The 16,508-nt window shown below is 51.4% G+C and carries 19 protein-coding genes and 1 tRNA gene; 10 read left to right on the top strand and 10 right to left on the bottom strand.

Annotated elements, in window-relative coordinates:
- A complete protein-coding gene (locus HBUT_RS00300; RefSeq protein WP_011821253.1) occupies window positions 1–630 on the bottom strand; it encodes a YkgJ family cysteine cluster protein in 630 nt (209 codons plus the stop codon).
- 89 nt (window positions 631–719) lie between these two features.
- Between HBUT_RS00300 and HBUT_RS00295 the strand changes: the two genes are divergently transcribed.
- Window positions 720–794: transfer RNA gene (locus HBUT_RS00295), tRNA-Thr, on the top strand.
- A 310-nt stretch (window positions 795–1,104) separates the two neighbouring features.
- Window positions 1,105–1,983 carry a polyamine aminopropyltransferase gene (gene speE, locus HBUT_RS00290; RefSeq protein WP_011821252.1) on the top strand — a complete coding sequence of 293 codons (879 nt, stop codon included), beginning with the start codon at window positions 1,105–1,107 and terminating at the stop codon, window positions 1,981–1,983.
- Here the strand turns inward: speE and HBUT_RS00285 are convergent.
- From HBUT_RS00285 to yciH, 4 genes are all read right to left on the bottom strand, one after another.
- Window positions 1,980–2,399, bottom strand: coding sequence for a transcriptional regulator (locus HBUT_RS00285; RefSeq protein WP_011821251.1), 420 nt, complete (start codon window positions 2,397–2,399; stop codon window positions 1,980–1,982). The two genes, speE and HBUT_RS00285, sit on opposite strands and share 4 nt — an antisense overlap.
- Before the next feature lie 67 nt (window positions 2,400–2,466).
- Window positions 2,467–4,164 carry a lysine--tRNA ligase gene (gene lysS, locus HBUT_RS00280; protein ID WP_011821250.1) on the bottom strand — a complete coding sequence of 566 codons (1,698 nt, stop codon included), beginning with the start codon at window positions 4,162–4,164 and terminating at the stop codon, window positions 2,467–2,469.
- 83 nt (window positions 4,165–4,247) lie between these two features.
- Window positions 4,248–5,204: a transcription initiation factor IIB gene (locus HBUT_RS00275; protein ID WP_011821249.1), complete on the bottom strand. Its 957-nt coding sequence runs from the start codon at window positions 5,202–5,204 to the stop codon at window positions 4,248–4,250.
- 308 nt (window positions 5,205–5,512) lie between these two features.
- The gene (yciH, locus tag HBUT_RS00270) at window positions 5,513–5,824 is read right to left on the bottom strand and encodes a stress response translation initiation inhibitor YciH (protein WP_011821248.1); all 312 of its coding nucleotides are present in this window, start codon (window positions 5,822–5,824) and stop codon (window positions 5,513–5,515) included.
- A gap of 118 nt (window positions 5,825–5,942) precedes the next feature.
- Here yciH and HBUT_RS00265 point away from each other — a divergent pair, with 118 nt between their 5' ends.
- Window positions 5,943–6,146, top strand: coding sequence for a TFIIB-type zinc ribbon-containing protein (locus tag HBUT_RS00265; protein ID WP_011821247.1), 204 nt, complete (start codon window positions 5,943–5,945; stop codon window positions 6,144–6,146).
- Here HBUT_RS00265 and speB read toward each other — a convergent pair.
- Window positions 6,133–7,071: an agmatinase gene (gene speB / locus HBUT_RS00260; protein ID WP_011821246.1), complete on the bottom strand. Its 939-nt coding sequence runs from the start codon at window positions 7,069–7,071 to the stop codon at window positions 6,133–6,135. The two genes, HBUT_RS00265 and speB, sit on opposite strands and share 14 nt — an antisense overlap.
- A gap of 108 nt (window positions 7,072–7,179) precedes the next feature.
- On the opposite strand from speB, the gene glyS reads away from it, so the two are divergent.
- The 3 genes from glyS (at window position 7,180) to HBUT_RS00245 (ending at window position 10,074) form a co-directional block, all read left to right on the top strand.
- Complete coding sequence (gene glyS, locus HBUT_RS00255; RefSeq protein WP_011821245.1) at window positions 7,180–8,961, top strand: glycine--tRNA ligase; 1,782 nt, start codon at window positions 7,180–7,182, stop codon at window positions 8,959–8,961.
- Between the two features lie 70 nt (window positions 8,962–9,031).
- Window positions 9,032–9,430 carry a hypothetical protein gene (locus HBUT_RS00250; protein ID WP_011821244.1) on the top strand — a complete coding sequence of 133 codons (399 nt, stop codon included), beginning with the start codon at window positions 9,032–9,034 and terminating at the stop codon, window positions 9,428–9,430.
- A gap of 200 nt (window positions 9,431–9,630) precedes the next feature.
- Window positions 9,631–10,074, top strand: coding sequence for a hypothetical protein (locus tag HBUT_RS00245; protein WP_011821243.1), 444 nt, complete (start codon window positions 9,631–9,633; stop codon window positions 10,072–10,074).
- On the opposite strand, the gene HBUT_RS00240 is transcribed toward HBUT_RS00245, so the two are convergent.
- A complete protein-coding gene (locus HBUT_RS00240) occupies window positions 10,071–11,657 on the bottom strand; it encodes a B12-binding domain-containing radical SAM protein (protein ID WP_011821242.1) in 1,587 nt (528 codons plus the stop codon). The two genes, HBUT_RS00245 and HBUT_RS00240, sit on opposite strands and share 4 nt — an antisense overlap.
- Before the next feature lie 119 nt (window positions 11,658–11,776).
- On the opposite strand from HBUT_RS00240, the gene HBUT_RS00235 reads away from it, so the two are divergent.
- The 3 genes from HBUT_RS00235 (at window position 11,777) to HBUT_RS00225 (ending at window position 13,575) form a co-directional block, all read left to right on the top strand.
- Window positions 11,777–12,484, top strand: coding sequence for a DUF47 domain-containing protein (locus tag HBUT_RS00235; RefSeq protein ID WP_011821241.1), 708 nt, complete (start codon window positions 11,777–11,779; stop codon window positions 12,482–12,484).
- A 14-nt stretch (window positions 12,485–12,498) separates the two neighbouring features.
- Entirely contained in the window at window positions 12,499–13,044 is a 546-nt protein-coding gene (gene endA / locus HBUT_RS00230) for a tRNA-intron lyase (RefSeq protein ID WP_011821240.1), read from the top strand.
- A gap of 96 nt (window positions 13,045–13,140) precedes the next feature.
- Window positions 13,141–13,575: a hypothetical protein gene (locus tag HBUT_RS00225; protein WP_011821239.1), complete on the top strand. Its 435-nt coding sequence runs from the start codon at window positions 13,141–13,143 to the stop codon at window positions 13,573–13,575.
- Here the strand turns inward: HBUT_RS00225 and HBUT_RS00220 are convergent.
- Together HBUT_RS00220 and HBUT_RS08770 are read right to left on the bottom strand one after the other, a co-directional pair.
- Window positions 13,548–14,141 (bottom strand): UbiX family flavin prenyltransferase, encoded by a 594-nt coding sequence (locus HBUT_RS00220; RefSeq protein ID WP_011821238.1) that lies wholly within the window; start codon window positions 14,139–14,141, stop codon window positions 13,548–13,550. The two genes, HBUT_RS00225 and HBUT_RS00220, sit on opposite strands and share 28 nt — an antisense overlap.
- Complete coding sequence (locus tag HBUT_RS08770) at window positions 14,095–14,814, bottom strand: class I SAM-dependent methyltransferase (RefSeq protein WP_011821237.1); 720 nt, start codon at window positions 14,812–14,814, stop codon at window positions 14,095–14,097. Before HBUT_RS08770 ends, HBUT_RS00220 begins: the two co-directional genes overlap by 47 nt.
- Between HBUT_RS08770 and HBUT_RS00210 the strand changes: the two genes are divergently transcribed.
- Window positions 14,768–15,478 carry a class I SAM-dependent methyltransferase gene (locus tag HBUT_RS00210; protein ID WP_228546744.1) on the top strand — a complete coding sequence of 237 codons (711 nt, stop codon included), beginning with the start codon at window positions 14,768–14,770 and terminating at the stop codon, window positions 15,476–15,478. The genes HBUT_RS08770 and HBUT_RS00210 overlap by 47 nt on opposite strands.
- On the opposite strand, the gene HBUT_RS00205 is transcribed toward HBUT_RS00210, so the two are convergent.
- The gene (locus tag HBUT_RS00205) at window positions 15,450–16,412 is read right to left on the bottom strand and encodes a deoxyhypusine synthase (RefSeq protein ID WP_011821235.1); all 963 of its coding nucleotides are present in this window, start codon (window positions 16,410–16,412) and stop codon (window positions 15,450–15,452) included. The two genes, HBUT_RS00210 and HBUT_RS00205, sit on opposite strands and share 29 nt — an antisense overlap.
- Window positions 16,413–16,508: the final 96 nt, after the last annotated feature.

The raw sequence follows: 16,508 nt of genomic DNA, 5'->3' as shown, positions 1-16,508 counted from the left end.
CTACACTGAGCCAAGAGACTCTAACCAGTCGAGGTCAGCCCATTGTGCTCCCTTCTCAGCCTCAGCCCAGGCATCCTCGAGAGCACGGTAGAGCGCTCGAAGCGGCGGCAATCCCTCATTAACGATGAGTTTGTGGAGGCGCTGATAATGCTCCTTGCGCTCCCACACATATTGTTCAATAAGCCTCCTGGGAAGTGGCCGTAAACGACCTTGTCCAACACCGGGCGACTTGGGATCCACAAACACATGTTTTACTGAGAAGTCCTCAACTAGGATAGGGTAGAGCCTGCACCGCATAGGCCTCGCTGGATAGATTACACACAGCTTGGTTCCATCATGCTTTTCAGCTAGGAAAAAGCAGCGATTCCGCTCATCGCCTCGGAGCAGCATGAACGGATAGACATCTGCAACAACTATCTTCACATAGCCTCGGAGAAAATTGCGCCACGACACACGCAGAAACCTAGCCATACGCACAACATCAAATATCGTGAGCACAACATTCGGACCGCCGCTGCAGCAACGACCACACCGTGTGCACCTAAACCTAAACATGCCGCCTAAGGGGACACGGATAAGCTTCGATGTATACTCCTCAAGCTCGTCTATGCTGACATCAATACCTGCCATGGCATGCCCTAAACCAAGCTTAAATACAGCCTGAGAATAAAATACTTAACACCCAGACCCATCCCGGAATATCATTACACGGCTACTGTGCCGCCGTAGCTCAGCGGTAGAGCGCCGGCCTTGTAAGCCGGTGGTCGCGGGTTCGAATCCCGCCGGCGGCTCCACTACTCCTCCATCACCACAATAGATCTTCGCGCCATTATATTGTCTTGACACCAGTTTAGCGTTGCTTGGAAGTAGCGAGTAAAGACGCTGGAGATGCAGCCAGTACACCACTAACTCTTCAGTCTCTATGGTATATACGTGAAAGTATTACGAGAAGCAATTCTAACAGCAAGTTGTCAGCCGAGGGTACTTTCTTCATCCGGGCTGTGTGGTCTGGCCTAAAGGCCCTCATCACTTCCGGTTGCGGTTTTGCTAGCCGAGTCTTATTAATATGGTTAGCTATTTCGGTGGCTTACGGGTGTATGTGCTGTGGAGCTGGGAATGTTTAGGCTAAACATTTACCAGCCTGGAGGCCCCATCGGTGCACTTTACCCCGTTGAGAAGATCCTTTACCATGGCAGGTCACAGTACCAGGAGATAATGATTCTTGTTCTACGCGGCTTCGGTAAGACGCTTGTGCTTGACGGGCTTATACAGAGTACCGAGAGCGACGAGCACATATACCACGAGACACTCGTTCACCCAGCTATGACGGTCCATCCTAACCCGCGGCGTGTCCTCATACTGGGTGGTGGTGAGGGAGCAACACTTCGAGAGGTTCTGAAGCATAATACTGTTGAGAAGGCCGTCATGGTTGATATTGATGGGGAGGTTGTTAGGGTTGCACGGGAGTATCTTCCAGAGTGGCACCAAGGCGCCTTTGACGACCCAAGAGCACAAGTAGTCATAATGGATGGCTTTGAGTACATAAAGGAGGCAGCACGACGAGGAGAAGACTTCGACGTCATAATAATGGATCTCACTGACCCATTTGGCCCGAAGATAGCTGCTAAGCTCTATACGAAGGAAGCTATAGGCCTCGTTAAGTCCGTGCTTAGGAGCGATGGTATACTTGTGACTCAGGCTGGCTGCGCCGCACTCTTCCCAGAAGCGTTTGAGAAGGTGTACGGCTCTGTCAAGAGCCTATTCGCGCACGCTGAGGAATATGGTGTGTGGGTGCCATCGTTCATGTATGTTAACAGCTTCGTATTCGCCTCTGACAAGTACAGGCTGACAGACCTATCTATGGAGGAGGTTGACAGGAGGCTCCGGGAGAGGGGTGTAGAGACAAGGTTCTATAGCGGGCTACGCCACTACACCCTTATAGGGCTTGGCGGGATAAGGCTACTGGAAGGCAGAGGTTCCTAGCCTTTACCATTTCCTCTACTTTTAACTAGCTCGTCTAGCTCCTGAACCTCCCTACACAGCTTCGCTACAGCCTCCACAATATGCTCAGGTACCTCGTAGAGGTATGCCCTGCCGCCACGCCTTAGCGGGTAGGGCCTCCTAACGACGAGAGAGTGCATGTAGAGGCTTCGTAGCGCACGACGTACAACTTCAGGATTTCTGCCAAGTGCTTCAGCTATGTCCTTTGCTATGGCACCTCTACCCCTTAGTATCAAGTAGGTTAGTACTTGTGCCTCTTCCTCGCTGAGCGAGAATACACACTTGAGCATGCATTTGAGCCTAGCTATGTCCACGCGTGAAGCTGTGGCGTCCACTGTTATGTTGAGCTTGTGTTGGGGGATATTCCCACAGACTGCAAGTGTTAGAGGCGCACTCACACTTACCAGCCCGCAAGAGAATATACACCAGAGTCTATAAAAATGTTTAACGCCCGTGAAAGACATGTTATATGCTTGAGAGCCTGCTGACGACAAACTCGCGATCCAGCAGTGCTAGTAGTGGAGCCGCTCTCGGCCCACTCTCGCGGCCGACGAAGACTAGGTAGAAGTAGCGGTAGAACTCCCTCCTCTTTGCTGGCTCCCAGCCACGTGTAAACTCGATCATCACGTTCTTGATGGCGTCCTCGCTCCACTCCTCGAGCACTGCAAGCTTCTCACCTAGCTCGCGTAGCGCTTTACGCGCCCAGTCTGGTACACGACTCCTGACATCGTCTGGCAACTCCTCGAGTATCTTAACCCTTATGTGGCTGGGGGCGTAACGCTCAGCCCATCTCTTAGCGCGGGGCAGTAGGGCCATGAGCCTCTCTATATCGAAGCTCGTCGGATTGTCTGGCATGTGACCACTCCTTTGCAGCCTCTTTACAGCCTCGCTGCGCCACAAGTTTTCTGGCAGTATCTGCGCAAGAATCGCTACGTGTGTGTAGGGTGGCTGGGCAGGCATTTTCTCGGGCGGCCCCGCCCTGGTATAGCTTAGCTCGTAGCTCCTACGTAGCACTATGTCCTCCTCACGAGATCCCGCCGTCTCAACACCATAGTATACACGTTCAGCCTTGTAGTACTGTTCGTAATACTGTGGCACCTCGTGGAGGCCAAGAGATATCTTCCTCATGGGTGGGGTCTTCAGCATGAGGAACCTTAGGACCTCCGGGTGAGCCACTTCTAGCCACTCACGGGGCGTAAATCCTATAAAGTCACTACTGCTCATATCAGCCTCTCCATCCGGGGTCTTCACGGCAACCCACTCATAGGGGAGCCCCTCTGGCGGCTCGATGCCGTAGACTAAGCGAGCTAGCTCATTGGCACTATCCCTGCTGCCGCCGGGTGTAGCATGGTCTTTTCCGTAAGGCTCAAAGTCTACTCCTAGCGCCCACCACACGCCAACCCACTCTATCCTCCAGTTTAACTTCCCATCCCAGAGCTTGGCCCAGCCCTCGTGACCACACTGCTTACAGCGATATCGTACCATCTCCCTCTCAAGATCGACCTCGAGAGCCTCGGTACTGTCTATCCTGCCACACCTAGCGCATATTGCTTCAAATGGTATCCAGCCTTCTGGATACGGCTTTCTACCACGGTACCTGTTTATGACTCGTCGTACCTCCTCACGCCTCTCCACAGACATCTTCACGAACTCCAGCAGCTTACCACGGTAGAGTTCGGTCGTAGTTACAACCTCCACTTGGCCGTCAGTAAACTCTGGTATGTAGGGACCAAAGTCAAGCCAGAACCTGTCAACCCAACTCCTAAGCTCGCCCTTAGGGTCAGGTACCCTTATGAGGGGCCAGCCGGTGTACCGGCGGGCCTCCTCGGGGTTGGGGAACGCTTTGAGTTGACTATCCTTGCCCTTCCACGCATCCTGTGTGTAGAGAGTGAGGTACTGCTTTATCCTAAGCCCTCTTTGGGAGAGTATGCGGCGCAGTGTCTCTAGTATAATCACTTCGCCCCTCAGCCTACCAACGTGCTGAAGACCGGACACAGACAATCCTCCATTGAAGACGTAGACCTCCTTGCCACGGGCCCGTAGTCTCTCCTCTAGCCAGTCGGCCAACGCGTCAATCCAATGCTTTAGCTCGCCCCGGGATTCGACTACTGGTTCACGGAGAAACCTAGCCTGCCTAACGTCTTGTACAAACTCCACGGCCAAGGGCTAGAACACACCCGGTAACAGGGCCTGGGGGCCTGGAGGAGGGAAAAACCTAGCTACCGGAGGCTTGAGTAGTGTCCAAGCTACTGTGCTGGAAGGGTTATATTGAGCTTCTGGACTAGCTCCTTGTAGCGGTTCCTAACAGTTACCTCGGTTACACCCGCTGCTGCAGCTATCTCCTTCTGTGTCCTCCTCTCGCCGAGTTCAAGAGCGGCGATGTATATCGCCGCTGCTGCAAGGCCAGCTGGATCCTTGCCTGCCGTAAGCCCCATCTTGCGAGCCCTGATTAGGATCTCAGCAGCCCTCTTTTCAACCGCCGGGCTCAGCCGAAGAGCTGAAGTTATCCTTGATACGTAGCGTACCGGATCCACTATCGGCATGCGGAGCCTTAACTCTCTCACTATGAGCCTGTAGCACCTAGCAACCTCCTTCCTACCGCCCTTCACAAGCTCTGCTATGTCGTCAATGCTCCTAGGTATACCCCTAATCCTGCAAGCTGCATAGACAGCTGCCGCAGCCATGGATTCTAGGCTTCTGCCACGCACAAGACCCTTCTCTGCAGCTTGTCTATAGATCATCATGGCAGTGTCTATCACGCTACGGGGCAGGTTGAGCGCCTCAATGAGGCGAGTAATCTCCCTAGCAGCCTGCTCAATGTTCTTCTCAATGCTAGTTGTTGCACGCAGCTTGGCTTGTAGTCTGCGCAGCCTACTAGCCTCTATACGCAGCCTAGCCTCGAGCTTCCGTCCAGTGGCGTCACGGTAGCCAGAGATAGTTGTGAGAACACCATAGTCTGGAAGCGTGTGTGTCAGTGGGCTACCGACACGACTACGTTTCGTCTTCTCCTCTGGGGTATAGGCACGCCATTCCGGCCCAGTATCGATAACAGTATCTTCTACAACTTCGCCAGTAAGCGTGCAGATATACTCGCCTCTCTCCTCATCGAATACAATATATTCTGGGGGGCACCGATCCCCGATACCTTCTTTTGCCTCGCTCTCCTCTCCCCCCTCTACGGGGGTATAACCTTCCTCAAACACGTAGCCCCACCCAACAGCATAGTACCCCGGGGGGTATGGCCCGAAACCCTTTAAAGCCCAACACATCCTATTCCTTAGTAGGGGTTTATAAGCTTTTAGTCACAGCTCACTCTCACACCCAATCATAACACAGCATGGAGCTTGTGGAATGTCGCGAGCCAACCGTCGGAAAACATTGCATTGTAAGCCTGCAGGAACTATGAAGCTTGCCCAGCCACCACCAGGGCTTGAGCATTACCTAATATAGCGACAAAACAGCTAGGCTGCACGTATAGCTATGCTGCCGCTACATCACTACTCTACTATTACTACTCTACTATTATTATGTTTTCCTCCGGGAACCCCATCTCAACAAGTATCTCCTTTACGCGGTGACGATGGTCTCCTTGGAGTTCGATCCTACCATTCTTGTATGTTCCGCCGGTTGCTAGCCTAGACTTGAGTTCAGAGGCTAGCTTTTTCAGGTTAACCTCACGCTCGTCAAGGCCCTCTATGATTGTTACTTCGCGGCCGTAGCGTCTCTTCTCGAGCTTTATCTTTATGATTTGCTGTTCACGTGCAAGCTGCTCGCACAGCTCTGGGGGAAGTCCGCCACATATCGAGGATAGTTCCCCGCTCATGGGAGTATACCTACCCTTCAAGCGTTGTCTCTACGCTTTGTGTCCAGTCAGCACCTCCCCCCAGAGCTATTCTTATAAGGATTTCGGGGCCAGCTTACCACCCTACCGGGTGCAAGTTATGGAGCTTTATGAGCCACGTGAAGCGGGCGAGTATGGCGTTATAGAGGATAAGTCGCTGATACGCTACAAGTGCGGCAGGTGTGGCATGGAGTTTAGCGCCCTCGACCTAGAGTATATGCCTACGATTAAGTGTCCCTACTGTGGCTATAGGGTTGTATACAAGGTTAGGCCTCCGGGTAGAAAGCTCGTCAAGGCTGTCTAGCTGCTCGGCGCGCTACATGGTTTGCGGCTATGGCTTCTACCACTGTTTTTGCTGCTAGTATGCTCGTTATCCAGGAGCAGTCGTAGGGTGGTGAGACCTCTACTAAGTCAAAGACTGCAATGGTTGCCGGTACCTCGATTATGATACGGTGTAGGAGTTCTAGTGCAAGCCAAGTTTCCAGCCCGTCAGGTTCGGGATTTGCTGCGCCGGGTGCATAGGCAGGGTCGTATGCGTCTATGTCGAAGCTTATGTATAGCGTTTTGCACTCACTGGATTTAGCCCAGTTACGGATTCTCCGTACGATCTCAGCTAGCCCTAGGAGCCGGGCTTGCTGTGGGGTTACCATTTGTAAGCCGTGGCTGCGCATATACGAAAACTCCTCGCTTGTAAATGCTCTGGCACCGATGTAGAATATGTTGCTGGTTACTTGCTCAACAACTCTCCTCATGACACTAGCATGCGAGTATTTCTCGCCCATGTACTCCTGTCGGAGATCGAGGTGGGCATCAAAGACTATGAGGCATAGTGGTTGCTCCCTTGTAGCTGCTAGGGCCTTGGCAACACCAAGCGTTATTGTATGTTCACCACCGAGCACTATTAGCAGCTTATCTTGCATATTCTCGAGCAGTTCTCTTGTCACCTGCTCGATACGCTGCAATGTTTCAAGGGGCTGCGATGATACTGCTATGTCGCCTAGATCGCTTATACCTATATTTTCCACGTCAAGATTCGCTCTCAGCGAATAGAATTCTATGTTTGCAGCTGCCTCTCTTATCGCACGGGGGGCAAAGCGCGAGCCAGGCCGGTAGCTTGACGTATAGTCAAATGGTACACCAACAATAACTGCCTCAGCCCGCTCTAGCGGCACCTCAACGCCGCCAAAGAGGAGGCTGCTCCTTGAGAGATATAGTTCAGCTATACCCATGGCCTACTATGCACCCCTAGGAGCCTCGTTGCGTGCATTGGCTTTACTAGACGGGGGCGAGTAATATATCCGCGTGTAAAGGGCTCTTGCTGGGTGAGGGTTGCAACGATGGCTAAGCCTGTTGACAAGTATGAGAAGCTTGTAGACCTAGCTATTCGACGAGGGTTCTTCTGGCCAAGCTACGAGATATACGGTGGTGTAGCTGGCTTCTACGATCTCGGCCCTCTCGGTGTGAGGCTTAAGGAGAAGATTTTACAGCTCTGGCGCGACTTCTTCATCCGCCGCCACGCAGGCTTCGTGGTAGAGATCGAGACGCCCATAATAGCTCCGTCAAGAGTTTTCGAGGCTAGCGGACACCTTGAGCACTTCACTGATCCCATCGTGGAGTGCCGGCGTTGCGGCAGGAAGTTTAGGGCTGATCATCTCATAGAAGAGAAGCTTGGCATTAAGGCTGAGGGACTGAGCATAGAGGAGATGACACGGCTCATAAGAGAGCATGATATCCGCTGCCCAGTCTGCGGTGGCGAACTAGGCGAGGTCAAGAAATTTAACCTACTATTCAAGACCACTATTGGCCCCTATAGTGAGAATGTTGGCTACCTTAGGCCTGAGAATGCACAAGGTATGTTTGTCGCGTTTAAGAGAGTCTACGAGGCTATGAGGCAGAGACTTCCCCTGGGCATAGCGCAAATAGGACGAGTAGCTAGGAACGAGATATCACCAAGACAAGGAATGATAAGGCTTAGAGAGTTCACGATAGCCGAGATGGAGTTCTTCTTTGATCCCGAGGATCCAGGACACAACGGCCTTCTCGACGAACTTCTCGGAAGGGTTGGAGATACAAAGCTTCGTATCTTACGCGCAGAGGAAAAGGAGAAGGGTGCTGATGAGCCTTCCGAGTACAAGGTCTCAGAGCTTGTAGAGGAGCGCATCGTTGCTAATCCCTGGCTGGCATACTGGATGGCTGTTGCCAGAGACTTTATCAAAGCACTAGGCGTGCCGGAGCAGAACATGTACTTCGAGGAAAAGCCGCCAGAAGAGAGGGCACACTACTCTGCCCAGACCTTCGACCAGCTCGTAAGGGTTAGCAGGTTTGGCTGGATAGAGGTCTCCGGACACTCCTACCGAACCGACTACGACCTCTCACGCCACATGAAGCATAGCGGCCAGGACCTAAGAGTCTTCAAACAGTACAGGGAGCCGGTAATCGTTAAACGCAAAATGATATTCGTTGACAGGGCATGGCTTGGAAAGACATACCGAGAGAAAGCCAAGAAGGTTCTCCAAGCACTACAGGAGCTTGACCCAGAGAGTGCTGAGAAGGAGCTAGCAGAGAAGGGCTTCATAGAGGTTGCTGAGGTTAGGATACCGGCTGACCGTGTTAAGATTATTGAGAAGGAGGAGAAGGTTACCGGGAAGAGATTCCTACCACACGTCGTAGAACCATCATTTGGTGTTGAGAGGCTGTTACTAGTAACGCTTGACTACGCCCATCGAGAGCGAGATGGTAGGACTATACTTAGCCTTCCAAGGTACCTGGCTCCGATAGAGGTTGCAGTGTTTCCGCTGACGCGGGACGAGAAACTCGTAGCTAAGGCTAAGGAGGTGTTTAGAATAGTACTCGATGCCGGCTTCTACCCAGTCTATGATGACGATGGCAGTATTGGTAAGAGATATGCAAGGGTTGACGAGATCGGAGTACCAGTTGCTGTAACCGTAGACTACCAGACACTAGAGGACAACACTGTTACGCTAAGGGATAGGGACACCTGGAAGCAAGTAAGAGTTAGCATTGACAAGCTAGTAGATGCACTTAGAAGATTCCTAAATGGCGCTGACATAGAGGAACTCGGAACCATTGTTGACGCTGGCGTAGAGACTAAAAGCTAACTATTTATGTAGTCCTAGCTGATGTGCTATAGTAACTTGGAATAACTAGGGGGCGAGGTGTAGGCTCCCTTTGAGTGAGGAGCCTAAGATCGAGCAGAAGCAGGCTGAAGAGCGAAGAGAAGAGGAGGTCGTACCAAAGAAAAAGATAGATATTAGGAGTGCACTTGCGCTAATTCCGCCAGCATCACAGCTCCTTGGAAGAGAAAAGAAGCCGCGAGAACGTAGGGTAAGGCTGAGATTCCATGACGAGCTACGTGAGGGTACCGCAAAGGTCAACCCGCAGCTTCTCCGCGAGCTCGGCGAAGGAGAGTACATAGAGGTTGTTGTTGCAGGTAGGCACCGGTTCCGCTACAAGGTCGAAACTGACGACTCCGTTCCTGTGAATGAGGTCTGGGTTAACGGCGAAAAACTGCCAGAGTATGGTATAGCTGATAACTCAATAGCTACCGTGAGAGTTGTAAGGCAGTAAAAGCCCCAGATACCCTCTCTTTGTGTATTCGAGCTATTTGCCTCAGCTTGCCTTCTCCTCCCGGCAGCATAAGGCTTGTATCACTTTCAGCTTGACACGATGGATATATTATACGGGTTCAGTCAGATACCTGGCTAGTAGGAGGGTACGTGCATTGCACTAGATAGCTGATCTGCTCAGCTATCTTGGGTGGTGTTGCTGTGAGCGAGGAGGGTCTTGTAGATCCCCATAAGCTGCTCCGTGTATTAGAAGATGTTGCCACAAGACATGCTAAGACTGTTAAGGCTCTTAACCGTGTCCTGGTTAGGCTACGCAGAGATCCCTATGATGAGGAGTTGCAATCCCTTGCACTCACATACATTAAGAGGCTTAGGACGCTACGCTCTCGGCTTATGGGCGTGCTTAACGGCGCTGTACGGCTTGAAGATGTTACCGACGAGATAAGAGGCAACATTGCCACGCTGAGCGAGTACATGATAATTGTTGGCGCTGAGCTCGAGAGGGATCTCTTGAAGAAGAGTATAGTGCTTGGGAGGAGGGGGGCGCGTCTTCTCAGCAACGCTGAGGACGAGATTCGCAACGATCTTCAAGAGCTAGATAGTATTGTCGAGAAGCTACAGGATATTGTTGATAGATATTACTAGCTTCTCTCCATCGATTCTCCTGCCAACGTTTTGATACGCTTAATCACTGTAGCCTCCACCATTCTATCGCTAATCACGTCAACTATCCTCGCGTCCACAAGGTCTCCTATCGAGCCCCGGTCGAGTAGGACTACAGGGCCGTGCTTTAGCGGGTAGCCTAGAGGCCTCCTTCCACGGTAATAGCCTACAATTATGACCCGAATCCTTAGCCCTATGAGCCTCCTCTTAGCCCTTTTATTGATCTCTTCCGCCCGGAGCCTCACTGGGTGTGGATTAGGGCATTTGGTGTCGTAGTTAGTGCCTGCCAGCTTGTGTAGGTAAGATAGGGGCAAGGGTGTAAACTTGTAGACTGTTATCTTTTCAGCCCCAGCATTGTAGAGCTTTTCCATATATTCCACTGTCTGTCTTATTGTTCTGCTTGTCTCGCCTGGGAGACAATACATGATATACACGTATGGGCGAAGGCCGTGCCTACGTAGAAGCCGTACAGCCTTCACAACCTCGTAAACCGTTGCCGATCTACCTAGGGCCTCAAGGAGTTTGTTATCACCGGTCTCAGCACCTATGTGTACGGGTGTTCCGCGTAAGTATCTTCCAAGAACCAATACAACCTCATCATTGACTAGGTTTGGCTTTATGTTTTCAACCATTACTGAGACTTCACCGCTTGAAACCTCCGGTATCGCCGTAATCCTCCGCAATAGCTCAGCTATAGCCTTTGTGTTTGGAGGTGGGTTACGCGGATCTAGCAAGGGGCTAGGTTCTACTAGCCAGTCCCTTCCATAGTCGAGAAAGTCTGGACCGCTGAGCACTATGCGATGTACACCTTGATCTATGAGTTCCTTAACCTCCTCATACACATGGTCTATACTCCTGCTCCTAGCATAGCCGTAGAGGGGTATGACGCTACAGTAGGCACAGCCTGGTATTGGTTTTTCGGGAAGAAGCTCTGGTGGAAGAATACCGTCGAGCCTTGGGAAGCTATAGTTACTACAGCCTCGTACAACCTCAACGTAGACTCTTGCAGCCCAGTAGAGTGGATAGCCTCGGATAACCCGTGTGCTAGGCCTATACCTCTCCCACACCCTTCTCGGCATTATCGGGCATCTCCTATTGACGCGAAGCCTCCCTCCATTCTCGACGTAGACTATTCCGCATAGGCGTTCTAGCGTTCTCGGATCTAGCCGTTGCTGCTCGAATATACCGGTTTCAACAAGCTTCTCTATCACGGGCTCCGCCTCGCCATAGACTCCTACATCGCCTCTGACACGTACGAGGAACTCCGGGTCAGCAGCTATGGGACCCCCAACTATCACGGGACCCCTAGAGTTTCTCCTCCAAAGTCTTACAATCCTAGCAACGGTTGGCTCATCAACACTCATACCACTAACGAGCAGCGCACTATAACCACGCAGTCTCGACGGATTTTCCACAACATCCTCGGCAATGTAGAGGTCTACGTTTAGCCCCTTCTGTTCAAGGACACCTGCCACTGTTCGGGGACCAGCACCTATAACATCGACTGTTACCTGTCGACGCGCATACCTTCCATGCGCTAATGCATCAACAACCACAACATCCATGCTCCATGCCCCTTTTACTCAAGACCTCTCTATACTACACCTATTCCACTGCACTACATTACACAGCATAACCCTTCTAATACCTCTTCCGAAACTTCACCTACACTCGGGATAGTAGCTTGGCTGAGGAGTACTATGATTATGATATTGAGAGGAGAAGACAACAATCACTAGCCGAGGAGAGTCTAACCGAGCAGATAGTTGGGGTCATACGCGAGCTTTCAAAGGAGATTGCAGGCATTAGGAGCGTAATAGATGCCCTAGTGCGTGGCGACACTGAGCAGCTGGGTAGGCTTCACAGCGAGATTAGGAGTGCAAAGGACAGAGTCGAAGCCATGAAGGACGACGCGCTAACCTACCTTGCTAGACTTGGCAACATTCTAACAACCAACACTATATACAAGGACTTGTTCCTCTACCTCACCAGCGTTGCACAGTCCGCCGAAGGCATAGCATATAGGGCCTACCTCTTATCTTCAAATACTAAGAGCTCAATACTCTCAGCTAACGACGTGACCATGAAGCTTAAGGCTATAGCTGAAACCTTGTCCAAGGAGTTTGAGAGCCTGGAGAAGGCAATAAATCATCTATGGTCGAACCCGAAGAAGAGCTATGAGGAGGCACAGCGCGTACTAAATATAGAAAATGATGTTGACGCGCTCTACCGTGAGCTGGTCTTTTCACTATATAGGGAGCTAAAGAGCGATATTGTTGCGCTAATGCTGATAAAGGATATTACAGATCTCATCGAAGATATAGCTGATACTATTAGGGATGCTGCTGAAAACGTTAAGTTCCTAGCACTCTACATGGTTGCCGGCCGCTAGACAACGGTGATGCAATGATACGGGCTGTATTGCTGGGGCTCAGAGCTGTAGTGTTTGACCGGGAGGCAGCCAGAAGGCTCTATGCAAGCGGATACTATGGTAAGCCTTTAGGCATACCTAAGCCCCGTGGCTCTAATTTTGACGCGCCGCTAGAGCTTGGGCTCCTGGAGACACTCCACCTGCTAGAGAGGGGTATGCTAGAGGTCTACGACGAGGAAGGCCACAGGGTAAGTGTTGAGGAGGTAAGGAGGCGAGCTGAAAGGTTTATACCTAAATTTGAGCTGCTCTACAAGGTTTATCGTGACTTGAGAGACCGGGGCTATGTTGTTAGGTCTGGGCTCAAATATGGCTCAGACTTTGCCGTGTATGAACGCGGACCTGGGCTCGAGCATGCACCCTATCTAGTCCATGTTATGCGTGTGGACGAGGAGATAGATCCTCTTGAAATAGTTCGCGCGGGAAGGCTTAGCCATAGTGTTAGGAAGGCATTTATCCTAGCGCTTACAGGTCCGAGGGATACACCGATACGCTACCTGTTGCTTAAGTGGAGTAAGCCCTAATAAGATTGGCCAGAGAGACTGTAAGTGGCAAGCCAGCATTGCCTACGCTCTCTCGCCGGATGGTGCATAGCAGTATGCTGGGCGAGGTGTAGAAATTTGTCCTTTAGCAGGAGGGGCGGTAGGCCACCTGCACGACAGCCACGTAGGGAACCTGGTGTGCCGCGTAGGGGAGGCGAAAAATCTAGGCCGATGCCCTTGCCCGACGGCAAGTGTAACCCTCTCTGCCCATACTTTCGCTGCCTAAACAATTCACTAACAGTGGTCCGCAAGCCGGTACACGGAAAGATGCAGAGAGTAGCATACTGCAGATGGATAGGTGACGAATGTATCGGTGGTGCATGCCAGTACGCTGCTTGTGCTTTAAAGGCACTGCTGCCTGATGGCACATGCCTCTATGCTAAGGAGAAGCAAACTCAAGAGACCCGGATCGAGGATCTAGAGAGAGAGATTAGGGCTGAAGAGGAGGCCATGTCAAAGATAGAAAAGCTGATGAAACGCAAGGGCTACTTTGGCGATGACGAATTCGAGTAGCCGCGCCAGCGCTGGTAGAGACTATGCTCTATACCAAGTACGTCTAGTATTTTGCCCACTACAAAGTCCACTATATCACTAAGTGTTCTGGGCCTCGTGTAGAAGGCTGGAGCAGCAGGCAGTATTATGGCTCCGTTTTCGGCCGCTAGCAGCATGTTTCTCAGCTCAGCCTTGCCAAGGGGTGTTTCCCTCACTACTAGGACTAGCTTACGGCCAAGCCTTAGCACTGCTAGTGCCGCCCGAGTAACGAGATTATCGCTATATCCGTGGGCTAATGCTGCCAACGTCTTCATACTGCAGGGAGCAACAACCATTGCCCATGGTGCACGGCTACTACTCGCATAGGGCGCATCTAGCCTCGTTGAAAGATAGGCTGGTACACCTAAACCCTTGATAAACTTCTCAAGATCTATGCCCTCTTCCCTTGCAACTATTAACGCTGATGGAGTGTAGATTACTGCCTCGAGGAGCCCCCTCTTCGCGAGGTGCGCTACGAGCCTAGCACCATAGATTACGCCACTAGCCCCTGTTATCGCCACAAGCACTCTTCTGCCACGCAGCAACATATCCTAAGCCACCTACCACGTACGCACGCTGTTCACAGACTTCATACCCGCTACAAAGCATAGAGCCCATTTCGCCTATTGTAAGCCAGCGGCTAAGAGTTCTACAGAGCGTAGTATATGGCTTCCACTTACCCGCAGCAACTATGAGCGCTATAAACGGCGCAAATACACATACCCATATCTTCTGAAGCAGACGTAGAAGCTTACTGGCAGGAACAAATATGTCGCCTATGACTACTCCTCCACAAGCTACCCGCCTCTCCTCTCTTAGAGCCGCTGTGAGGTTGAGATAGTCCCTAGCAGCGTAGAACGAGGTTACCGCGTCAAAGACCGTGCTGCGGAAGGGGAGACTCTCCGCTATGGCTACAACAGCATCACACACATGACGACATGCTCTGCAAGAAAGCCTTACCATGCGGGAAGATGGCTCAACAGCTACTATGTAGGCTGGTTTTGCAACTTTACATATACACCTCACTGAGTCGCCTGGACCAGCCCCTACGTCTAGGACGAGCATGCACCTGGTATGTCTACAGATAGCTTGTACTGCATCGCAACGAACCTTTTCGTCATGCCCCAGCGACATAATTCTATTCATTCTTCGGTAGTAGGAGATGATAGCCTCTATGTCGCTTATTATCTTCCTCCAGAAGCTGATGTCAAGTCTCCGCAACAGCTACACCCTTCGAGGCTTATTCGAGGATGCCACTGAAGGAAGCCGTGGGAGCCAGGTAATTAGGGGGTTTCCCGTAGCCTTATCTATGCACAGTATGGGTGAGCGGGTGGAGGTATTCCGCGGGCTGTTTGCCGCAATACCGTTATCCGTGCTCGGTAGCTACGATGTGCCCTGGGTGCCGACGAGGAGACAGCTTATAGACTACGTTATGCGTATAGCAAGGGTTGGCGAGGGCGACATATTCTATGACCTAGGTTGTGGTGATGGCAGAGTTGCAATTGAAGCTGCACGGAGGGGAGCTAAGGCCGTCTGTGTAGAACTAAGGAAGGATCTTATAGAAGCAGCTATGGAGAATGCGCGGAAAGCCGGGGTTTACGATAGGGTTAAGTTCGTCAACGATGACTTCTTCAAGGTCCCGATAGGTGATGCAACAGTAGTCTACATGTACTTGTTGACGAGGGTTAACGCCGCGTTAAAACCAAAGCTTGAGAAAGAGTTGAAGGTGGGTACTAGGATAGTCACACTAGACTTCGCTATACCAGGCTGGAAACCCGTACACGTCGAGAGATACTACATTGCCGGGCTTGTGCGCACACTCTACCTCTATATAAGAGGGGTTAGCGATATTAAGCCTACCCGCTCCCCCATCTCAGAGACCTAAGCAGGCCATAGGCTATTAGCGGTAGCAATATCGTCGCATCACCATAGACTACCACGTGCTCGCCGCTAGGCTTAATCTTACCCCATGAAATTGCCTCACGTGGCTGTGCCCCACTCAAGCTTCCATCATACTCTACAGCTGTTGTAACGTATACTGCACAATCAAATCCGCCGCGGAACTGAGCCCACCATATTGAGTGGTGCTTGCTTATACCACCGCCTATGAGCAGCGCTGCTGCCTTCTTGGCTCTGAAGAAGCGGTCTGCTAGCAGCTCCTCGTCAAGCATTATATCTATGGCGAAGTCACGGTTTAGCTGTGTAAACGTGAATACCGCTGTCCCAAAAGCTCCATCCACAAACCCTGGAACTATTACTGGTGTCTTAGCCTCGTAGGCTGCCCGTAGGATGCTGTGTTTATCATTTATTCTTGCACCCATCTCCCAGAGAACTTCGTAGACTGCCCACCTCTTCTTCCTCCCAGCGAGATCTGATAGTACTCTATGTGTAAACTTCTCTATTGGCTCGCCATAGTTTTCAACCGGGATGTATATATTGCCGAGTCTGTGTATCTCAAGCTCTCTGAGCATCTTGTCGTCTGCTTCGAAGTATCCCTTGTAGTAGTTATAGCCGAGGCCCCTAGCTACGTCATGATCTATAGTGCCACAAGTTGTTACGACAAGGTTGAATAGTTTCTCGCGGATTAGTTGGGCTAGTATACCCCTAACCCCGGTTGCAACAATGTTAGCTGTAAATGATAGTACGCGGAGGTCTGCGTCGCGGAGGCACCTAGATAGAATCTCTATTGCTCTCCTCAAATGACCAGCCATGAACCCGTATATTTCACCGTAGGCATCTATTAGCTCGTCCAGCGTCATTCCAGGCTTCAACTCGACATCAGTCACTTGTTCACGTAGGAGATCCTCTCTTTGTACCAAACTTGTACTCCACCCCGGGTAGCGCTATGTCTGGCTAATGGAAGTATTAGGGCTTACCCGCTGCTAGAAGCCTAACCCTGGGCGATGCTAGCAAAG

It is taken from the genome of Hyperthermus butylicus DSM 5456 (genome assembly GCF_000015145.1).
GTDB classification, from domain to species: Archaea; Thermoproteota; Thermoprotei_A; order Sulfolobales; family Pyrodictiaceae; genus Hyperthermus; species Hyperthermus butylicus.
This window is presented reverse-complemented; position numbering and strand designations above follow the sequence as displayed.

Coding starts and splice junctions, on each gene's coding strand:
- HBUT_RS00300 (WP_011821253.1), bottom strand. CDS start 630: ATGGCAGGTATTGATGTCAGCATAGACGAGCTTGAGGAGTATACATCG.
- speB (WP_011821246.1), bottom strand. CDS start 7,071: ATGGGTATAGCTGAACTATATCTCTCAAGGAGCAGCCTCCTCTTTGGC.
- HBUT_RS00210 (WP_228546744.1), top strand. CDS start 14,768: ATGTCGCTTATTATCTTCCTCCAGAAGCTGATGTCAAGTCTCCGCAAC.
- yciH (WP_011821248.1), bottom strand. CDS start 5,824: ATGAGCGGGGAACTATCCTCGATATGTGGCGGACTTCCCCCAGAGCTG.
- HBUT_RS00240 (WP_011821242.1), bottom strand. CDS start 11,657: ATGGATGTTGTGGTTGTTGATGCATTAGCGCATGGAAGGTATGCGCGT.
- glyS (WP_011821245.1), top strand. CDS start 7,180: ATGGCTAAGCCTGTTGACAAGTATGAGAAGCTTGTAGACCTAGCTATT.
- endA (WP_011821240.1), top strand. CDS start 12,499: ATGATACGGGCTGTATTGCTGGGGCTCAGAGCTGTAGTGTTTGACCGG.
- HBUT_RS00265 (WP_011821247.1), top strand. CDS start 5,943: ATGGAGCTTTATGAGCCACGTGAAGCGGGCGAGTATGGCGTTATAGAG.
- HBUT_RS00220 (WP_011821238.1), bottom strand. CDS start 14,141: ATGTTGCTGCGTGGCAGAAGAGTGCTTGTGGCGATAACAGGGGCTAGT.